The following is a 16,719-nucleotide window of genomic DNA, read 5'->3' as shown; positions in this document are numbered from 1 at the left end:
GTCTTAACTGGGCGTTTTAGTTGCAAGGTATAGACCCGAAACCCGGTGATCTAGCCATGGGCAGGTTGAAGGTTGGGTAACACTAACTGGAGGACCGAACCGACTAATGTTGAAAAATTAGCGGATGACTTGTGGCTGGGGGTGAAAGGCCAATCAAACCGGGAGATAGCTGGTTCTCCCCGAAATCTATTTAGGTAGAGCCTTGAGCGGACACCTTCGGGGGTAGAGCACTGTTTCGGCTAGGGGTCCATCCCGGATTACCAACCCGATGCAAACTGCGAATACCGAAGAGTGATACTCAGGAGACACACGGCGGGTGCTAACGTTCGTCGTGGAGAGGGAAACAACCCAGACCGCCAGCTAAGGTCCCAAAGTCTATATTAAGTGGGAAACGAAGTGGGAAGGCTTAGACAGCTAGGATGTTGGCTTAGAAGCAGCCATCATTTAAAGAAAGCGTAATAGCTCACTAGTCGAGTCGGCCTGCGCGGAAGATGTAACGGGGCTAAATATAGCACCGAAGCTGCGGCATCAGAATTTATTCTGTTGGGTAGGGGAGCGTTGTGTAAGCGGATGAAGGTGAATCGAGAGGTTTGCTGGACGTATCACAAGTGCGAATGCTGACATAAGTAACGATAAAACGAGTGAAAAACTCGTTCGCCGGAAGACCAAGGGTTCCTGTCCAACGTTAATCGGGGCAGGGTGAGTCGGCCCCTAAGGCGAGGCTGAAAAGCGTAGTCGATGGGAAACGGGTTAATATTCCCGTACTTGGATAAACTGCGATGTGGGGACGGAGAAGGTTAGGTTATCGACCTGTTGGATGGTCGTTTAAGGTGGTAGGTGGAGAGATTAGGCAAATCCGGTCTCTTATACAACACTGAGAGCTGATGACGAGGTGCTACGGCACTGAAGTAACTGATACCACACTTCCAGGAAAAGCCACTAAGCTTCAGGTTTATCTAAACCGTACTGAAAACCGACACAGGTGGTCAGGTAGAGAATACTCAGGCGCTTGAGAGAACTCGGGTGAAGGAACTAGGCAAAATAGCACCGTAACTTCGGGAGAAGGTGCGCCGGCGTAGATTGTAAATCCTCGCGATTGAAGGTTGAACCGGTCGAAGATACCAGCTGGCTGCAACTGTTTATTAAAAACACAGCACTCTGCAAACACGAAAGTGGACGTATAGGGTGTGATGCCTGCCCGGTGCTGGAAGGTTAATTGATGGTGTTATCGAAAGAGAAGCTCCTGATCGAAGCCCCAGTAAACGGCGGCCGTAACTATAACGGTCCTAAGGTAGCGAAATTCCTTGTCGGGTAAGTTCCGACCTGCACGAATGGCATAATGATGGCCAGGCTGTCTCCACCCGAGACTCAGTGAAATTGAAATCGCCGTGAAGATGCGGTGTACCCGCGGCTAGACGGAAAGACCCCGTGAACCTTTACTATAGCTTGACACTGAACATTGAATTTTGATGTGTAGGATAGGTGGGAGCCTTTGAAGATGACACGCCAGTGTTGTTGGAGGCGTCCTTGAAATACCACCCTTTAACGTTTGATGTTCTAACGAAGTGCCTGAAACGGGTACTCGGACAGTGTCTGGTGGGTAGTTTGACTGGGGCGGTCTCCTCCCAAAGCGTAACGGAGGAGCACGAAGGTTTGCTAATGACGGTCGGACATCGTCAGGTTAGTGCAATGGTATAAGCAAGCTTAACTGCGAGACAGACAAGTCGAGCAGGTGCGAAAGCAGGTCATAGTGATCCGGTGGTTCTGAATGGAAGGGCCATCGCTCAACGGATAAAAGGTACTCCGGGGATAACAGGCTGATACCGCCCAAGAGTTCATATCGACGGCGGTGTTTGGCACCTCGATGTCGGCTCATCACATCCTGGGGCTGAAGTAGGTCCCAAGGGTATGGCTGTTCGCCATTTAAAGTGGTACGCGAGCTGGGTTTAGAACGTCGTGAGACAGTTCGGTCCCTATCTGCCGTGGGCGTTGGATGATTGAAAGGGGCTGCTCCTAGTACGAGAGGACCGGAGTGGACGCATCACTGGTGTTCCAGTTGTCTCGCCAGAGGCATTGCTGGGTAGCTAAATGCGGAAGAGATAAGTGCTGAAAGCATCTAAGCACGAAACTTGCCTTAAGATGAGTCATCCCTGACTTAGAGTCAGTAAGGGTTGTTGTAGACTACGACGTAGATAGGTCTGGTGTGTAAGCGTTGCGAGACGTTGAGCTAACAGATACTAATTGCCCGAGAGGCTTAACTATACAACGCTCAAGTATTTTTAATACAAGACGACATGTTTCTGACTGTAGGGGTTGGAGAGAAAGGATAGTAGTTCAGCTTGTTGACAATTGAGAATCTTATACTGTACTGGATGAGGGTAGAGTATGAAGATGTGAAGAGCGAGATGAGAGTAAATCATCAAACAGGATTATCTTGGCGGCGATAGTGCAGTGGACCCACCTAATTCCATGCCGAACTTAGAAGTGAAACGCTGTAACGCCGATGGTAGTGTGGGGTTTCCCCATGTGAGAGTAGGACACCGCCAGGTAGAAATGAGAGGCCCTAGGTAGAGATACCTGGGGTTTTTTGTTATGGGAAGGGGGGTGAGATAAAGTGGCAGCGGAAAAAATCTAGTTGGAATAAAATCAGATAAAGCTAAAGCAGACAAGACTAAGCAAATCAAACCAAATCAAGCCAAACCAAAGCAAACTAAAACAAAGCACAGCCTCTTTTTACTTCAGCTTACTTCATTTTATATCTCTTCGTTTGTCATTTTACATCCCTTAGTTTATCTTTTCTTCTTTTTCTCTTTACTTTCTTGAGTCATCCCTGACTTAGAATTCGTAAGGGTCGTTGTTAGACTACGTTAGTTTCACTTTATTTCAATTATAAATGTATCAGTGAAGAAGCTTGTTTCAACTCTACACTATCTCAACCAATGTCTACTTAAATAGCCTTTCACTTTCACTTTCACTTTTAGTCTAACTAATCACATACATATGTGAACGCTGATATGTAGATAAAATAGTGTGTGCTGAGAGTTGAAGTGAGTATTATGGAGGCTTTGGTAAGATATAGAAGAAAAATATTTTATATATAAAAAAGTCACTCTTTAAAAAAAAGAGTGACTTTTTTATTTTGAAACTATTTATCAATGGTGCCTAGGGTCGGACTCGAACCGACACACCCGAAGGCGGTTGATTTTGAATCAACTGCGTCTACCAATTTCGCCACCCAGGCAGCAACGGTGAATAGTCTTCAAAAGTTGTTGGACATTATACCTATTCAATGGTTGGTTACAAGTAAAAAATTATAGTGTGAGTATTAATTGTACTTATTTTCACCGTTTCTATTTTCCATATTGATATTTGAACGTGTTGTAACTCAAATACCTATAAAAAATGGGTGATTGTGCCTCGATTTTTTATCCTAACTCTTCGATATTTATCATATTTTTTTCAAAAAGATGTAAGTTTTTTTTGAAAAAAGTGCCAATCACAAATATAATTAATAATTATTATCAATACTATTATTGAGTGGTTTTTTATAATAGTTTTTTTATTGAGGATCAAAAAACAATGACTCTTAAACAACAAGTTGCAGACTATATTACAGAAAATCCAATGGCAATTACATTGGATATGGCAGCGCATTTTAATCAGCCAGAAGGTAAGATTTTGTGTGCTTTGCCTGATGCTTTTGTACGCATTTTTGCTGGAATAAGAACAGAAGAAATTTTGGCTGAAGTGAGTAAATGGGGGACTTTTACGACTATCATCGAAAAAGAAGGTTCTATTTTTGAAATCAAGGATCGTTTTCCAACAGGTATGATTGGAAGAGGTTATTACAATTTAAATATGAAGGGAGATGAGGGCGCATTACATGGGCATTTAAAGTTAGATAATATCGATAAAATTGCTTTTGTTAGTTTACCTTTCCGTGGTAAAGAAAGCTATAACATCGCATTTATTGCTAATAATGGACAAACTATTTTTAAAATTTATTTAGGGCGTGATGAAGAGCGCCAATTGTTTCCAGAGCAAGTGGAAAAATTTAAACAATTTATTTAAGCAGTAAACTAAGGAAAAACAATGACAGCAAATCGTCAAGAAGTATTACAAAATCGTTTAGGACCAGAGATTCAAGAGTTAAAAGCACAATGTAAAACCATTATGTTAGCAACAGTAGGAGAAGATGGTAACCCTAATGTCAGTTATGCACCTTTCGCTATTAATAATGGTGAATATCAAGTCTTCATTTCAACAATCGCACGCCATGCTCGTAATTTACAAGAGGTGCCAAAAGTTTCATTAATGTTAATTGAGGACGAAAGTAAAAGTCGTCAGATTTTTGCACGTCGTCGACTTTCTTTTGATGCAACAGTGAGAATTATTGAACGTGAAACAGATGAATGGAAAGAAAGTATTGCAGCATTAAAAACAAGGCAAGGCAATTTGATTGATGAGTTATCAAAAATGAAAGATTTTCATTTATTTAGTTTTAAACCAACTCAAGGTTTATTTGTTAAAGGCTTTGGCCAAGCTTTCCAAGTGAGTAATGATGATCTGGTTAGTTTTGTTCATTTAGACGAAGGTCATTTAGAAGATTAGAAAGCTTTTAGAGTTATTCTTTTAGGGTATATTAATTTATTTCAGGAAAATATTATGACAATTGTAATGAATAAAAAAGTAAAGCTTTCGTTGATTACTTTGGCTGTATTTAGTTACTGTGGTTTTGTTTTTGCAAATGAAGAAACAGAATCGTTAGATACTATTACTGTGACTTCTCAACAAGATGTTATAGATATAAAAGAGAAAAAAATTGGTGAGACAGTAAAAACTTCTTCAGTTTTAACGCGTCAGCAAGTTCAAGATAGTCGTGATTTAGTTCGTTATGAGACAGGTGTCAGTGTTGTTGAAGCTGGTCGTTTCGGGTCAAGTGGCTATGCTATTCGTGGTGTTGATGAAAACCGTGTTGCGATTACTGTAGACGGTTTACACCAAGCAGAAACACTCTCTTCACAAGGTTTCAAAGAGCTTTTTGAGGGGTATGGCAATTTTAATAATACAAGAAATAGTGTTGAGGTTGAAACATTAAAAGTTGCGAAGATTGCAAAAGGCGCAGATTCAGTCAAAGTAGGTAGTGGCTCTCTTGGCGGTGCAGTGTTATTTGAGACAAAAGATGCCAGAGACTTTTTAACCGAGAAAGATTGGCATCTTGGTTATAAAACAGGTTATAGTACAGCAGATGATCAAGGGTTGAATGGAGTTACTGTAGCAGGTCGTTATAAATACTTTGATGTATTATTTATGCATACAAAACGCCATGGACATGAGCTAGAAAATTATGATTATAAATATGCTATGGACATCCAAGGAAAAGAAAGAGAAAAAACAGATCCATATACGATTACTAAAGATAGTACTTTAGTAAAATTCTCTTTTTCTCCTACCGATAATCATCGTTTTACAGTTGCTTCGGACTTATATCAAACTCATACACGTGGTCATGATCGTTCTTATTCCCTACAGCCACAATCTAATTATTTAACTTATGATGAAAAAGAATCTCGTCATTCAAATGATAGAGTAAAACGTAAAAATTTATCATTTACTTATGAGAATTATACAGTGACACCATTTTGGGATACTTTAAAACTGACTTATTCTCAACAAAAAATCACGACCAGAGCGAGAACAGAAGATTACTGTGATGGTAATGAGAAATGTGATTCTTATAAGAATCCGTTAGGATTACAACTAAAAGATGGGCAAATTGTTGATCGTGAAGGCAATCCTATTCAGTTAGGATTAAGAGATGGTACTCATCAAATTTTAGATAAAAATGGTAATCCTTTTGTTACTGATAAAGGGACAAATAATGCAGCTTTCATCGGTAAGCAATTAGGTGAATCTAATTTTTGGTTAGATTGTTCTATTTTTGATTGTAATAAACCCTTGACTGCTTATAAGTATCGCTATTCATCTCAAGCTCCAGAAAAAGCAGAAATCACTTTAAATAAGTTTATGGAAATAAATGGTAAGAAGTTTGCAACTTATGAAGATAGTAACTATGGGCGTTATCATATTATTTTACCTAATTCGCAAGGTTATCGCCCATTTGATTATAAAGAACGTGATTTAAATACAAATACAAAGCAAATTAATCTAGATTTAACCAAAGATTTTTCTTTATTTGATATTAATAATAATGTTTCTTATGGTGGTATTTATTCTAAAACAAATAAAGAAATGGTCAATAAGGCAGGTTATGATGGAAGTAATCCGACTTGGTGGGCAGAAAAAACATTAGGAAAAGATTTTTCTGGTAAATTAAGAGATTGTAAAACCAGCTCCTCTTTTAATGGATTGCTTTGTCCACGTCATGAACCCAAAACCTCTTTCTTAATTCCTGTAGAAACAACAACCAAGTCATTGTATTTTGCGGATACTGTTAAACTACATGATATGTTAAGTGTAGATTTAGGTTATCGTTATGATGATATTAATTATCAACCTGAATATATTCCTGGAGTTACACCTAAGATTGCGGATGATATGGTTAGAGAATTATTTGTTCCGCTTCCTCCAACGGATAAAAAAGATTGGCGAGGAAACCCTATTTATACGCCTGAGCAAATTCGTAAGAATGCAGAGGACAATATTGCTTATATCGCACAAGAAAAGAAATTTAAAAAGCATTCTTATTCTTTAGGTGCGACTTTTGATCCACTGGATTTTGTAAGACTTCAAGTAAAATATTCAAAAGGCTTTAGAGCACCTACCTCAGATGAATTGTATTTTACGTTTAAGCATCCTGACTTTACGATTTTACCGAATCCAAATATGAAGCCAGAAGAAGCAAAAAACCAAGAGATTGCTTTGACTTTCCACCATGATTGGGGCTTTTTCAGTACAAGTGTATTTCAAACTAAATATCGCCACTTTATTGATTTAGCTTATCTAGGATCACGAAATTTATCTAATTCTGTAGGTGGTCAGGCACAAGCAAGAGATTTCCAAGTCTATCAGAATGTAAACGTAGATCGCGCAAAAGTGAAAGGCGTTGAGATTAATTCTCGCTTGAATATTGGTTATTTCTTTGAGAAGTTAGATGGTTTTAATTTAAGTTATAAATTTACTTATCAAAGAGGACGTTTAGATGGTAATAGACCAATGAATGCAATTCAACCAAAAACCTCTGTTATTGGATTAGGGTATGATCATAAAGAGCAGAGATTTGGTGCAGACTTATATGTAACCCATGTTAGTGCGAAGAAAGCTAAAGATACTTATAATATGTTTTATAAGGAACAAGGTTATAAAGACAGTGCAATTAGATGGCGTAGTGATGACTATACGTTGGTTGATTTTGTTACTTATGTAAAACCAGTTAAAAATGTGACTTTACAGTTTGGTGTATATAACTTGACTGACCGTAAATATTTAACTTGGGAGTCTGCTCGTTCAATTAAGCCATTTGGGACAAGTAACTTGATTAATCAAAAAACAGGTGCAGGTATTAATCGTTTTTATTCACCAGGTAGAAACTATAAATTGAGTGCAGAAATTACGTTTTAATTAAACTAGAGAAAGCCTGTTTAGCAGGCTTTCTTTTTTGCTCAAAGTTTGCGGTGAGTTTTTATAAAGATTTTATTGCTTTTATCCTCATCAATGCTAAAATTCACACTCCTTGTCGTGGCTGAATTAGAGATCGGCTAGCGATGTATGTTTAACTTAACTTTTAGGAGTTATCAAATGTCTCTAAGTACAGAAAAAAAAGCAGCAATCGTTGCTGAGTTTGGTCGTGATGCAAAAGATACTGGTTCATCAGAAGTGCAAATCGCTTTATTAACTGCACAAATCAACCATTTACAAGCTCACTTTGCTGAACATAAAAAAGATCACCACGGTCGTCGTGGTTTATTGCGTATGGTTTCTCGTCGTCGTAAACTTTTAGATTATTTAAAACGTACTAATCTTGAGCTTTACACTTCAACTATCGCTCGTTTAGGTTTACGTCGCTAATCTCGATTAGGATATATACCCTAAAAAAGCCCTCAATATTGAGGGCTTTTTTGTTATCTTGTATTAATAAAATTTTTATAAAAGTCACCGCACTTTTCTGGAGTTAAATGTAAGTGCGGTCGATTTTAGCAAATTTTATTTCACTTCCTTAAACATGATTTCACTTGGAATTACTGAACCTTGCCAGTAAAGTTCTGAGGCAACTTTTTCGGCTAGTTGCATAAAAGATTGTGTAATTTCACTTTCTGGCGCAACCGAAACAGTTGGCGTACCTTTGTCAAGATCTTCACGTAAGCGAATGTGTAATGGTTGTTGACCTAACACTTTAACATTGTATTTTTCTGCAATTTTTTCTGCGCCGCCTGTGCCAAAAATAGCTTCGTGGTGACCGCAGTTGCTACAAATGTGCATTGACATATTTTCGATAATGCCGAGTACTGGTACAGATACACGTTCAAACATTGCAACACCTTTAATTGCATCAAGTAATGCGATATCTTGTGGTGTAGTGACGACAACAGCACCCGTGACAGGAATTTGCTGTGAAAGTGTTAATTGGATATCTCCAGTCCCAGGAGGCATATCAATCACTAAATAATCTAAATCTGGCCATAAAGTTTCTTGTAGTAATTGACTTAATGCGCTACTTGCCATAGGACCACGCCAAATCGTCGCACTGTCCGCCTCCATTAAGAAACCAATGGAGTTAGCAAATAAGCCATGTGCTTGGATTGGTGTGATATGTTTGTTATCAGGTGAGGTTGGACGTTGATCTGCAACGCCTAACATATGTGGAATTGATGGACCATAAATATCTGCATCTAAAATACCCACTCGAGTACCTTGTTTTTGCAGTGCAATTGCTAAGTTTACAGAGACGGTTGATTTTCCGACACCACCTTTACCTGAGGTCACCGCAATAATATTCTTCACACCTTTGACAGCAGGGTGATTATTCGCACGTTTTAATGTCGCAATCTGATAATTTAATTGCCATTTAATTTCTTGGCTTTCGCTTGCTTTAAGCAATGATTCTGTCAGTGCTGATTTAAGTTGCTTAAATCCAGTATTCCACGCAAATGGCATTTGGATTTCGATACGTAATGTATTGCCGCCTTTTTCAATTTTTTTGATAGAGTTTAACGCCACTAAATCTTTTTGTAAGCTTGGATGTTGAAATTGTTTAAATATATTTTGAATCGCCTCTTTTTGACTATCATTTAAACTATCTGAAAATAAAATTCCCATTGATTTTATCCTGTTATTTTTCTGGCTCATTCAAGCCTTAGTTAATCACTCAACAATATTTAACCACGAACCTCTGCAACTGTTAAGCAGAAATATGGAAAAGAACAGTTAAACTGGAAAAAATACCGTTGATAAGGTAACATAAGCGCCAATTTTTGAGTAAAAAATATAGGAATAATCAATGGCAAATTCAGCGCGAAATATTTTAGTTACTTGTGCCTTACCTTATGCTAATGGCGCAATTCATCTAGGGCATTTACTTGAGCATATCCAAGCTGATATTTGGGTTCGTTTTCAGCGTATGCGGGGAAATAATGTACATTTTATCTGTGCCGACGACGCACATGGTACACCGATTATGCTGAATGCGGATAAATTAGGTATTACACCTGAAGAGTTAATTGCACGCTCAAAAGCAGATCATGTGGCTGATTTTGAGGGATTTAATATTAGTTATGATAATTATCATTCAACGCATAGTCCTGAAAATGAAGCGCTAACCGCGGAAATGTATAGAAAGTTACGTACTAATGGTTTCATTAAAAGCCGCACAATTTCACAATTATTTGACCCAGAAAAAGGGATGTTCTTGCCAGATCGTTTCGTGAAAGGCACTTGCCCTAAATGTAAGGCTGAAGATCAATATGGTGATAATTGTGAGGTTTGCTCTTCGACTTATAGCCCAACAGAATTGATCAATCCACGTTCTGTGGTATCTGGTGCCACGCCTGTTTTAAAAGACTCAGAGCATTTTTTCTTTGATTTACCTGCATTTGAAGGCATGTTAAAAGAATGGATAAAATCGGGTTCATTACAACCAGAAATTGCTAATAAGATGCAAGAATGGTTTGAGTCGGGTTTACAACAGTGGGATATTTCTCGTGACGCACCTTATTTTGGTTTTAAAATTCCAGATACAGAAGACAAGTATTTCTATGTTTGGTTAGATGCGCCGATTGGCTATATGGCATCGTTTAAAAACCTATGCAATAAGCGCGGTCTAAATTTTGATGATTTCTGGAAAAAAGACAGCACTGCCGAGCTTTATCATTTTATCGGGAAAGACATCGTTTATTTCCATAGCCTGTTTTGGCCAGCTATGTTAGAAGGTTGTGATTTACGCAAACCTACTAACGTATTTGCGCATGGTTATGTCACCGTAAATGGTGTGAAAATGTCAAAATCTCGTGGTACATTTATCCAAGCATCCACTTATTTACGCCACTTAGCACCGGAATATTTACGTTATTACTACGCTGCAAAATTAAACAACCGCATTGAAGATTTAGACTTAAATCTTGAAGATTTCGTACAACGTTTAAATGCAGATGTTGTGAATAAATTTGTTAATTTAGCTTCCCGTAGTGCTGGTTTTATTACAAAACGTTTTGACGGTAAATTAGCCGCAGAGATCGCTGAACCAGAATTATTAGCAGAATTTGTTGAAAAATCTGCACAAATTGCCACTTATTATGAAGAACGTGAGTTCAGTAAAGTGGTGCGTGAGGTGATGTTATTAGCGGATAAAGCAAATAAATATATCGATGACAAAGCCCCTTGGGTAATTGCGAAAGAAGAAGGTCGTGATGTTGAATTACAAGCAGTTTGTTCAATGGCTTTGCAATTATTCCGCGTGTTAGCAATCTACTTGAAGCCAGTTATTCCACAAATTATTGAACGTGCAGAAGCGTTTTTACAAGATGAGTTGAGTTGGAAAAGCCTAAATAAACCATTATTAAATCATCAAATTTTGCCATTCAAAGCTTTGGCACAGCGTTTAGACTCAAAACATATTGAGGCAATTGTGAGTGAAACGAAAGCACAATTTGAAGCACAACAAGCCGCAGAGAAAGCTAAGACAACTAAAGAACATACTACAATTGAACCAATAGCAGACATAATTACAATTGATGATTTTGCTAAGTTAGATTTACGTGTAGCTAAAGTGATTAAATGTGAAGCTGTACCAGAGTCGAATAAATTATTACGTTTCGAATTAGATTTAGGTGATCATACTCGTCAGGTCTTCTCGGGTATTAAAGCAGCTTATCAAAAACCAGAAGAGCTCGAAGGGCGTTTTGTTATCGTGATTGCAAACCTTGCAGCGCGTAAAATGAAATTTGGTTTATCTGAAGGTATGATCTTAAGTGCAGGTACGGGTGGTAGTGATTTATTTTTACTGGATGTTGATTTAGGTGCAAAAGCAGGAATGCAAGTGAAATAGTTTCCTTGATTCGTTTGTTGTCTATAAAGTGCGGTAGAAATTTTAACAGTTTCGACCGCACTTTGTTTTTCGTTCTCTTTTCATGTTTAAAACCTGTTATAATTCTACATCACTTTATGAGTAGAGATTACCTATGAAACAACTTTTTGCCACCACTGCACGTGGATTTGAAGAATTATTAAAAAATGAGCTGACTGAACTAGGCGCAATTGAATGCCAAATTACGCAGGGTGGTGTACACTTTTATGCTGATGATGAAGCACTATATCGTGTATTGCTTTGGACACGCTTAGCCTCCCGTGTGCTATTACTAATTGTTGAAAGTAAAATTTACAGTGATTTAGATTTATATTCGGCGGTAACTAACCAAAATTGGTTGGATTATTTTGATGAAAAAATAAGTTTTTTAGTCGATTTTAATGGCACTAACCGAGAGATTCGTCATACTCAATTTGGCGCAATGCGTGTGAAAGATGGAATTGTGGATTATTTTGAACGTCTCGGAAAAGCTCGTCCAAATGTAGATAAAGATCATCCCGATATTCGTATTCATGCTTATTTAAATCGTGAAGATTTGGTTCTTTCTTTAGATTTAAGTGGAGAGGCGTTGCATATGCGCGGCTATCGTGAAGATACAGGTAAAGCACCTTTACGTGAGACATTAGCTGCGGCAATTGTGTTACGTTCTGGTTGGCAAATTGGTACACCATTAATAGACCCTATGTGTGGCTCAGGTACGTTGCTTATTGAAGCTGCACAAATGCAAGCAAAAATTGCACCGCAGTTATATCGCTTACATTGGGGCTTTGATTCTTGGAAAGGGCATAATCAAAGTGCTTGGGATAAAGTCAAAGGTGAAGCGGTGGCATTAGCAGAACAAGAATTCAACCGAGAACACAAAGCAAATTTTTATGGCTTTGATTTAGACCACCGAGTATTACAAAAAGCAAAACGTAATGCACAAAATGCAGGTGTCGCTCATTTAATCCAATGGCAGCAAGGTGATGTGGCAGGATTAAAAAATCCATTTACAGAGGAAAAAGGGACAGTAATTTGTAACCCACCTTATGGTGAGCGTTTAGGCACCACTCCAGCATTAATTGCGTTATATTCCGTATTTGGTCAGCGTTTAAAAGAGCAATTTTCCGCCTGGAATGTGTCTGTATTTAGTGCAGGACCTGCATTATTAGACTGCTTACGTTTGCGTTCACACCGTCAATTTAAAGCCAAAAATGGTCCGCTAGAGTGTGTACAAAAAAATTACTACATCAGTGCTCGCTCGGCATCTGAATCACAAAAAAGTGCGGTAGAAAATGCGTTAGAATTTAATCACACTTCTGCGGCACCTGTTGCGCTCGATTTTGCTAACCGTCTGCAAAAAAACATCAAAAAAGTCGAAAAATGGGCAAATCAGCAAGGTCTGAATGCTTATCGCCTCTATGATGCTGATCTGCCAGAATATAACCTAGCGGTAGATCGCTACGATGATCATATTGTCGTACAAGAATATGCAGCACCTAAAAATATTGATGAAAATAAAGCACGGCAGCGTTTGTTAGATGCGGTGACCGCGACATTACAAGTCACTGGTGTTGAAACAAATAAATTAATTTTAAAAGTACGTCAAAAACAAAAAGGCACGAATCAATATGAGAAATTAGCTAATAAAGGTGAATATTTCTATGTAAATGAATATGGTGCAAAATTATGGGTGAATTTAACTGATTATCTTGATACAGGATTATTTCTTGATCACCGTTTAACCCGCAAAATGTTAGGGGAAATGGCAGAAGGGAAAGATTTCTTGAATTTATTTGCGTATACAGGCTCTGCGACGGTTCATGCAGCATTAGGTGGTGCAAAGTCAACAACAACTGTAGATATGTCAAATACGTATTTAAATTGGGCTGAACAAAATTTATTGTTAAATGACTTACAAGGTAAACAGCATAAATTAATTCAAGCAGATTGCTTACAATGGCTTGCCGATTGTGACCGTCAATTTGATCTTATTTTTATTGATCCTCCCACATTTTCTAACTCAAAACGTATGGAGGAGAGTTGGGATGTTCAACGTGATCATATTAAATTGATGGCACATTTGAAACGTATTTTACGTACAAATGGAACTATTGTTTTTTCTAATAATAAACGTGGATTTAAAATGGATTTTATGGGGCTAGCTAATCTAGGTTTAAGTGCGGTCGAAATTTCAGCAAAAACATTACCGCTCGATTTTGAGCGTAATAAACATATTCATAATTGTTGGCTGATCAATTTAGCTTAAAGAAGCATTATCTTTTTATTTATAGCACCCTATTAACTTAGTTAATGGGGTGCTTTTTTATATAGAATAAAATATTGAATTTGAGAAATAGTTCACTTCTGCGGCTATTGACTTGATGATACAATAAGCACCGTAAATAAAATTAAGATGAAGTAAATCAATTAATATGAAAAATATCAGATATTTTACCCAAAAATATGTGGACTGGGTGATTCGTTTAGGGCGTGTAAAATTTTCTATTCTTGGGCTTATTGTATTGGCTATTTTAGCTTTATGTACTCAAGCTTTACTTAGTTTTTTCATTATTGGAGAAGTTTATTGGAGCGACTTAATTCGATCTATTACTTTTGGTTTAATTTCTGCACCGTTCGTTATTTATTTTTTTACTGTTTTAGTTGAGAAATTAGAGCATTCTCGGCAAGGATTATCTCAATTAGTCAATAATTTACGTAATGAAGTCTCTGAAAGAGTGATTGCTGAGAAAAAATTATCTATTGCACTTGATAATATTGAGAAAACAAGCCGTGATAAAACTCGTTTAATGGCAACTATTAGTCATGAATTACGTACACCATTAAATGGTATTATTGGTTTAAGTCGTATTTTATTAGATGAGGAGTTGACGGAACAGCAGCGTAATTATCTGAAAACAATCAATGTTAGTGCTATTTCCTTAGGACATATTTTTAGCGATATTATCGATCTTGAAAAAATTGATGCTCGTAAAATCGAATTAAATTTGAAAGAGGTTGAATTAAATAGTTTTTTAAATGATATCAGTAATTTTGCTAGTCTAATGACTCAACAGAAGAGGTTAGGTTTCCAGTTGATCAGTGATAATGAACTGCCTAATTGGTTGATGCTAGATTATGCTCGCTTAAGTCAGATTTTGTGGAATTTGATTAGTAATGCAGTGAAGTTCACAGAAACAGGTAAAGTTAGCTTAAATGTAAGTCGAGTTTCTGCTCATCAAATCGCTTTTAGTGTGACAGATACTGGGATTGGTATTCCACCTCATGAGTTACCACACATATTCGAAATGTATTATCAAGTACAATCTAGTAAGCATACGTTATTAGGGAGTGGAATTGGATTAGCTGTTTCAAAAACCATTGCTCAATTAATGGGTGGGGATTTATACGTTACAAGCGAAATAGGTAAGGGATCTTGTTTTACTTTAATTCTACCTATTAATGAAGTGGAAAAACCAATAGCAGCTAAAAATCAGATTCCAACAACCTTAAAGATTTTATTAGTTGAAGATATTGAAGTGAATATTGTTGTAGCAAGATCAGTATTAGAGAAATTAGGTTATGCTGTCGATGTCGCGATGACAGGACAGCAGGCTATAGAAAAATTTGAGCAAGGATATTACGATCTATTGCTTTTAGATATTCAATTGCCAGATATGTCTGGCTTTGATGTAGCACAGCATCTCCGCTTAGGCTATGAAAAGGGGGATTATGATTTTCTCCCTCCGTTGATTGCATTAACTGCTAATGTGATGCATAACAAAAAAGAATATCAAGAAAATGGGATGGACGATGTATTACGTAAGCCACTTTCTTTAGATGAGCTTACAGCGTGTTTAATGGAATATTTTGGCGATGAGGATACTCTTAAGCTAGATGTACCAATAAATAATAAAGATGATGTTATAGTATCTCATTTCGATATGAAAATGTTAAATGAACTACTTGAGATGCTTGGGGTGAGCTTTGCACAGAATAATTTACTGTTGTTTAAAGAAACGATGCCTGGCTATATTAATGAATTATTACGAGCATTTTCAGCCTACCAAAAAGATCCAACAAAGAAAGCAGAAGTACTTTCTGTTGCACATAAGATTAAGGGCGCGACTGCTTCTGTAGGATTGAAACGGTTACAACAGATTGCGGCACAAGCACAAGATCCAATGCAGGAAGAATGGACATTAAAAATTGAAGAATGGGTTGAACAATTAGCTACTCTTTGGTTATCTGATGTAGAAGAATTAGAACAATATTTAAGTTGTTTACAGTAAATTTAACAAAATATATTCGTCTTTCTTTAAGCAATATGCTTTTTATTGACATATATTTAACTAGCAAGAAAAACAGCATATTAACCATTTTAATTATATGGGAATGAATGCTATTCTATTGCACAATTATGAATTATTTTAAGGACTCACTATGAAAGTATTCGCTGTATTATCAGTATTTCTAATGCCTTTAGTTGTACCAAGTTCTCCTATTGATGGCTATAAAGAACTTAAATTTGGCATGACGATTGAACAGGCAAGAGAAACAAAACTCTGTGAAACAGATTGGCGTTTACCAGAGGCAGATGATTGGAGACGAGTTGTGCGTGGATACTGGATTTGTGATAAATTCCGTTTCGATGATAGTTATGCATTAGCTCGATTACGTTTTATTGGTGGACAATTAAAAGTAATTGAGTTACGTATGCCTGAATACCCAAAATATCCAGCAGAGTTACTGTTACATGTTTTACAAGAAAAATATGGTAAACCGACACATGTTGAACAGCGAGACTTAATTGAAGAAGATTTGTTGCAAGGCAAGATAAAACGACGTAAGAAAAATGAGACTGCTTTTTTAGATACACATCAATTTGCTAAAGGAACAGTTGCTTTGACGATGTTAACATATAATGATATTCCACAACCTGCAGAAATCATTTATTCTGCACCTGAGTTATTACTGCTTGAGAAAAAGTTAGAGGAGCGACCACAACGTCGAACATTATTAAGAGATTTATAAAGTAAAATACCCCAAGAGCTTGGGGTATTTTTTTATTTATAGCTAGACAAAGTCTAGCTATAAAAACCATACGCTTTGCGTATGGAACAGAAAAGCTTAAGCGGTGAGCAGAACAAAACATCCTCCTATAATGAACAAGGCTGACAACCAAAATTCAACATATAGGA

Annotated in this window: 9 protein-coding genes, 1 tRNA gene and 2 rRNA genes (1 of these 12 only partly in view); 10 read left to right on the top strand and 2 right to left on the bottom strand. The window is 37.3% G+C overall.

Annotation, left to right across the window (positions count from 1 at the left end):
* A 23S ribosomal RNA gene (locus tag K7G93_RS05225) occupies positions 1–2,262 on the top strand (it extends 635 nt beyond the left edge of the window).
* A gap of 171 nt (positions 2,263–2,433) precedes the next feature.
* A 5S ribosomal RNA gene (gene rrf / locus K7G93_RS05220) occupies positions 2,434–2,549 on the top strand.
* Positions 2,550–3,156: 607 nt separating this feature from the next.
* Here the strand turns inward: rrf and K7G93_RS05215 are convergent.
* Positions 3,157–3,241, bottom strand: a tRNA-Leu gene (locus K7G93_RS05215).
* A gap of 338 nt (positions 3,242–3,579) precedes the next feature.
* On the opposite strand from K7G93_RS05215, the gene hutX reads away from it, so the two are divergent.
* The 4 genes from hutX to rpsO all read left to right on the top strand — a co-directional run bounded on the left by hutX (position 3,580) and on the right by rpsO (position 8,028).
* Entirely contained in the window at positions 3,580–4,071 is a 492-nt protein-coding gene (gene hutX / locus K7G93_RS05210; RefSeq protein ID WP_160531058.1) for a heme utilization cystosolic carrier protein HutX, read from the top strand.
* A 21-nt stretch (positions 4,072–4,092) separates the two neighbouring features.
* Positions 4,093–4,611, top strand: a complete 519-nt coding sequence (hutZ, locus tag K7G93_RS05205) for a heme utilization protein HutZ (protein WP_226690518.1) — start codon at positions 4,093–4,095, stop codon at positions 4,609–4,611.
* 54 nt (positions 4,612–4,665) lie between these two features.
* Positions 4,666–7,581, top strand: a complete 2,916-nt coding sequence (locus K7G93_RS05200; protein ID WP_226690519.1) for a TonB-dependent hemoglobin/transferrin/lactoferrin family receptor — start codon at positions 4,666–4,668, stop codon at positions 7,579–7,581.
* 177 nt (positions 7,582–7,758) lie between these two features.
* The gene (gene rpsO / locus K7G93_RS05195; RefSeq protein WP_021035622.1) at positions 7,759–8,028 is read left to right on the top strand and encodes a 30S ribosomal protein S15; all 270 of its coding nucleotides are present in this window, start codon (positions 7,759–7,761) and stop codon (positions 8,026–8,028) included.
* A 135-nt stretch (positions 8,029–8,163) separates the two neighbouring features.
* On the opposite strand, the gene apbC is transcribed toward rpsO, so the two are convergent.
* Entirely contained in the window at positions 8,164–9,276 is a 1,113-nt protein-coding gene (gene apbC, locus K7G93_RS05190) for an iron-sulfur cluster carrier protein ApbC (RefSeq protein WP_226690520.1), read from the bottom strand.
* 181 nt (positions 9,277–9,457) lie between these two features.
* On the opposite strand from apbC, the gene metG reads away from it, so the two are divergent.
* The 4 genes from metG to K7G93_RS05170 all read left to right on the top strand — a co-directional run bounded on the left by metG (position 9,458) and on the right by K7G93_RS05170 (position 16,552).
* Positions 9,458–11,500, top strand: a complete 2,043-nt coding sequence (gene metG, locus K7G93_RS05185) for a methionine--tRNA ligase (RefSeq protein WP_226690515.1) — start codon at positions 9,458–9,460, stop codon at positions 11,498–11,500.
* 133 nt (positions 11,501–11,633) lie between these two features.
* Entirely contained in the window at positions 11,634–13,787 is a 2,154-nt protein-coding gene (gene rlmKL / locus K7G93_RS05180) for a bifunctional 23S rRNA (guanine(2069)-N(7))-methyltransferase RlmK/23S rRNA (guanine(2445)-N(2))-methyltransferase RlmL (RefSeq protein ID WP_228400516.1), read from the top strand.
* A 166-nt stretch (positions 13,788–13,953) separates the two neighbouring features.
* Positions 13,954–15,810, top strand: coding sequence for an ATP-binding protein (locus K7G93_RS05175; protein WP_226690517.1), 1,857 nt, complete (start codon positions 13,954–13,956; stop codon positions 15,808–15,810).
* Positions 15,811–15,961: 151 nt separating this feature from the next.
* Positions 15,962–16,552, top strand: coding sequence for an HI_1492 family protein (locus K7G93_RS05170; RefSeq protein WP_049213880.1), 591 nt, complete (start codon positions 15,962–15,964; stop codon positions 16,550–16,552).
* Positions 16,553–16,719: the final 167 nt, after the last annotated feature.

The organism is Pasteurella canis (assembly GCF_020810675.1).
Taxonomy (GTDB): Bacteria; Pseudomonadota; Gammaproteobacteria; order Enterobacterales; family Pasteurellaceae; genus Pasteurella; species Pasteurella canis.
Note: the sequence above shows the minus strand (reverse complement) of the source record. Positions and strands in the feature narration are given on the sequence as shown.

Excerpts from the sequence above, each read along its gene's own strand:
- hutX (WP_160531058.1), top strand. The coding sequence starts at position 3,580 with ATGACTCTTAAACAACAAGTTGCAGACTATATTACAGAAAATCCAATG.
- hutZ (WP_226690518.1), top strand. The coding sequence starts at position 4,093 with ATGACAGCAAATCGTCAAGAAGTATTACAAAATCGTTTAGGACCAGAG.
- K7G93_RS05200 (WP_226690519.1), top strand. The coding sequence starts at position 4,666 with ATGACAATTGTAATGAATAAAAAAGTAAAGCTTTCGTTGATTACTTTG.
- rpsO (WP_021035622.1), top strand. The coding sequence starts at position 7,759 with ATGTCTCTAAGTACAGAAAAAAAAGCAGCAATCGTTGCTGAGTTTGGT.
- apbC (WP_226690520.1), bottom strand. The coding sequence starts at position 9,276 with ATGGGAATTTTATTTTCAGATAGTTTAAATGATAGTCAAAAAGAGGCG.
- metG (WP_226690515.1), top strand. The coding sequence starts at position 9,458 with ATGGCAAATTCAGCGCGAAATATTTTAGTTACTTGTGCCTTACCTTAT.
- rlmKL (WP_228400516.1), top strand. The coding sequence starts at position 11,634 with ATGAAACAACTTTTTGCCACCACTGCACGTGGATTTGAAGAATTATTA.
- K7G93_RS05175 (WP_226690517.1), top strand. The coding sequence starts at position 13,954 with ATGAAAAATATCAGATATTTTACCCAAAAATATGTGGACTGGGTGATT.
- K7G93_RS05170 (WP_049213880.1), top strand. The coding sequence starts at position 15,962 with ATGAAAGTATTCGCTGTATTATCAGTATTTCTAATGCCTTTAGTTGTA.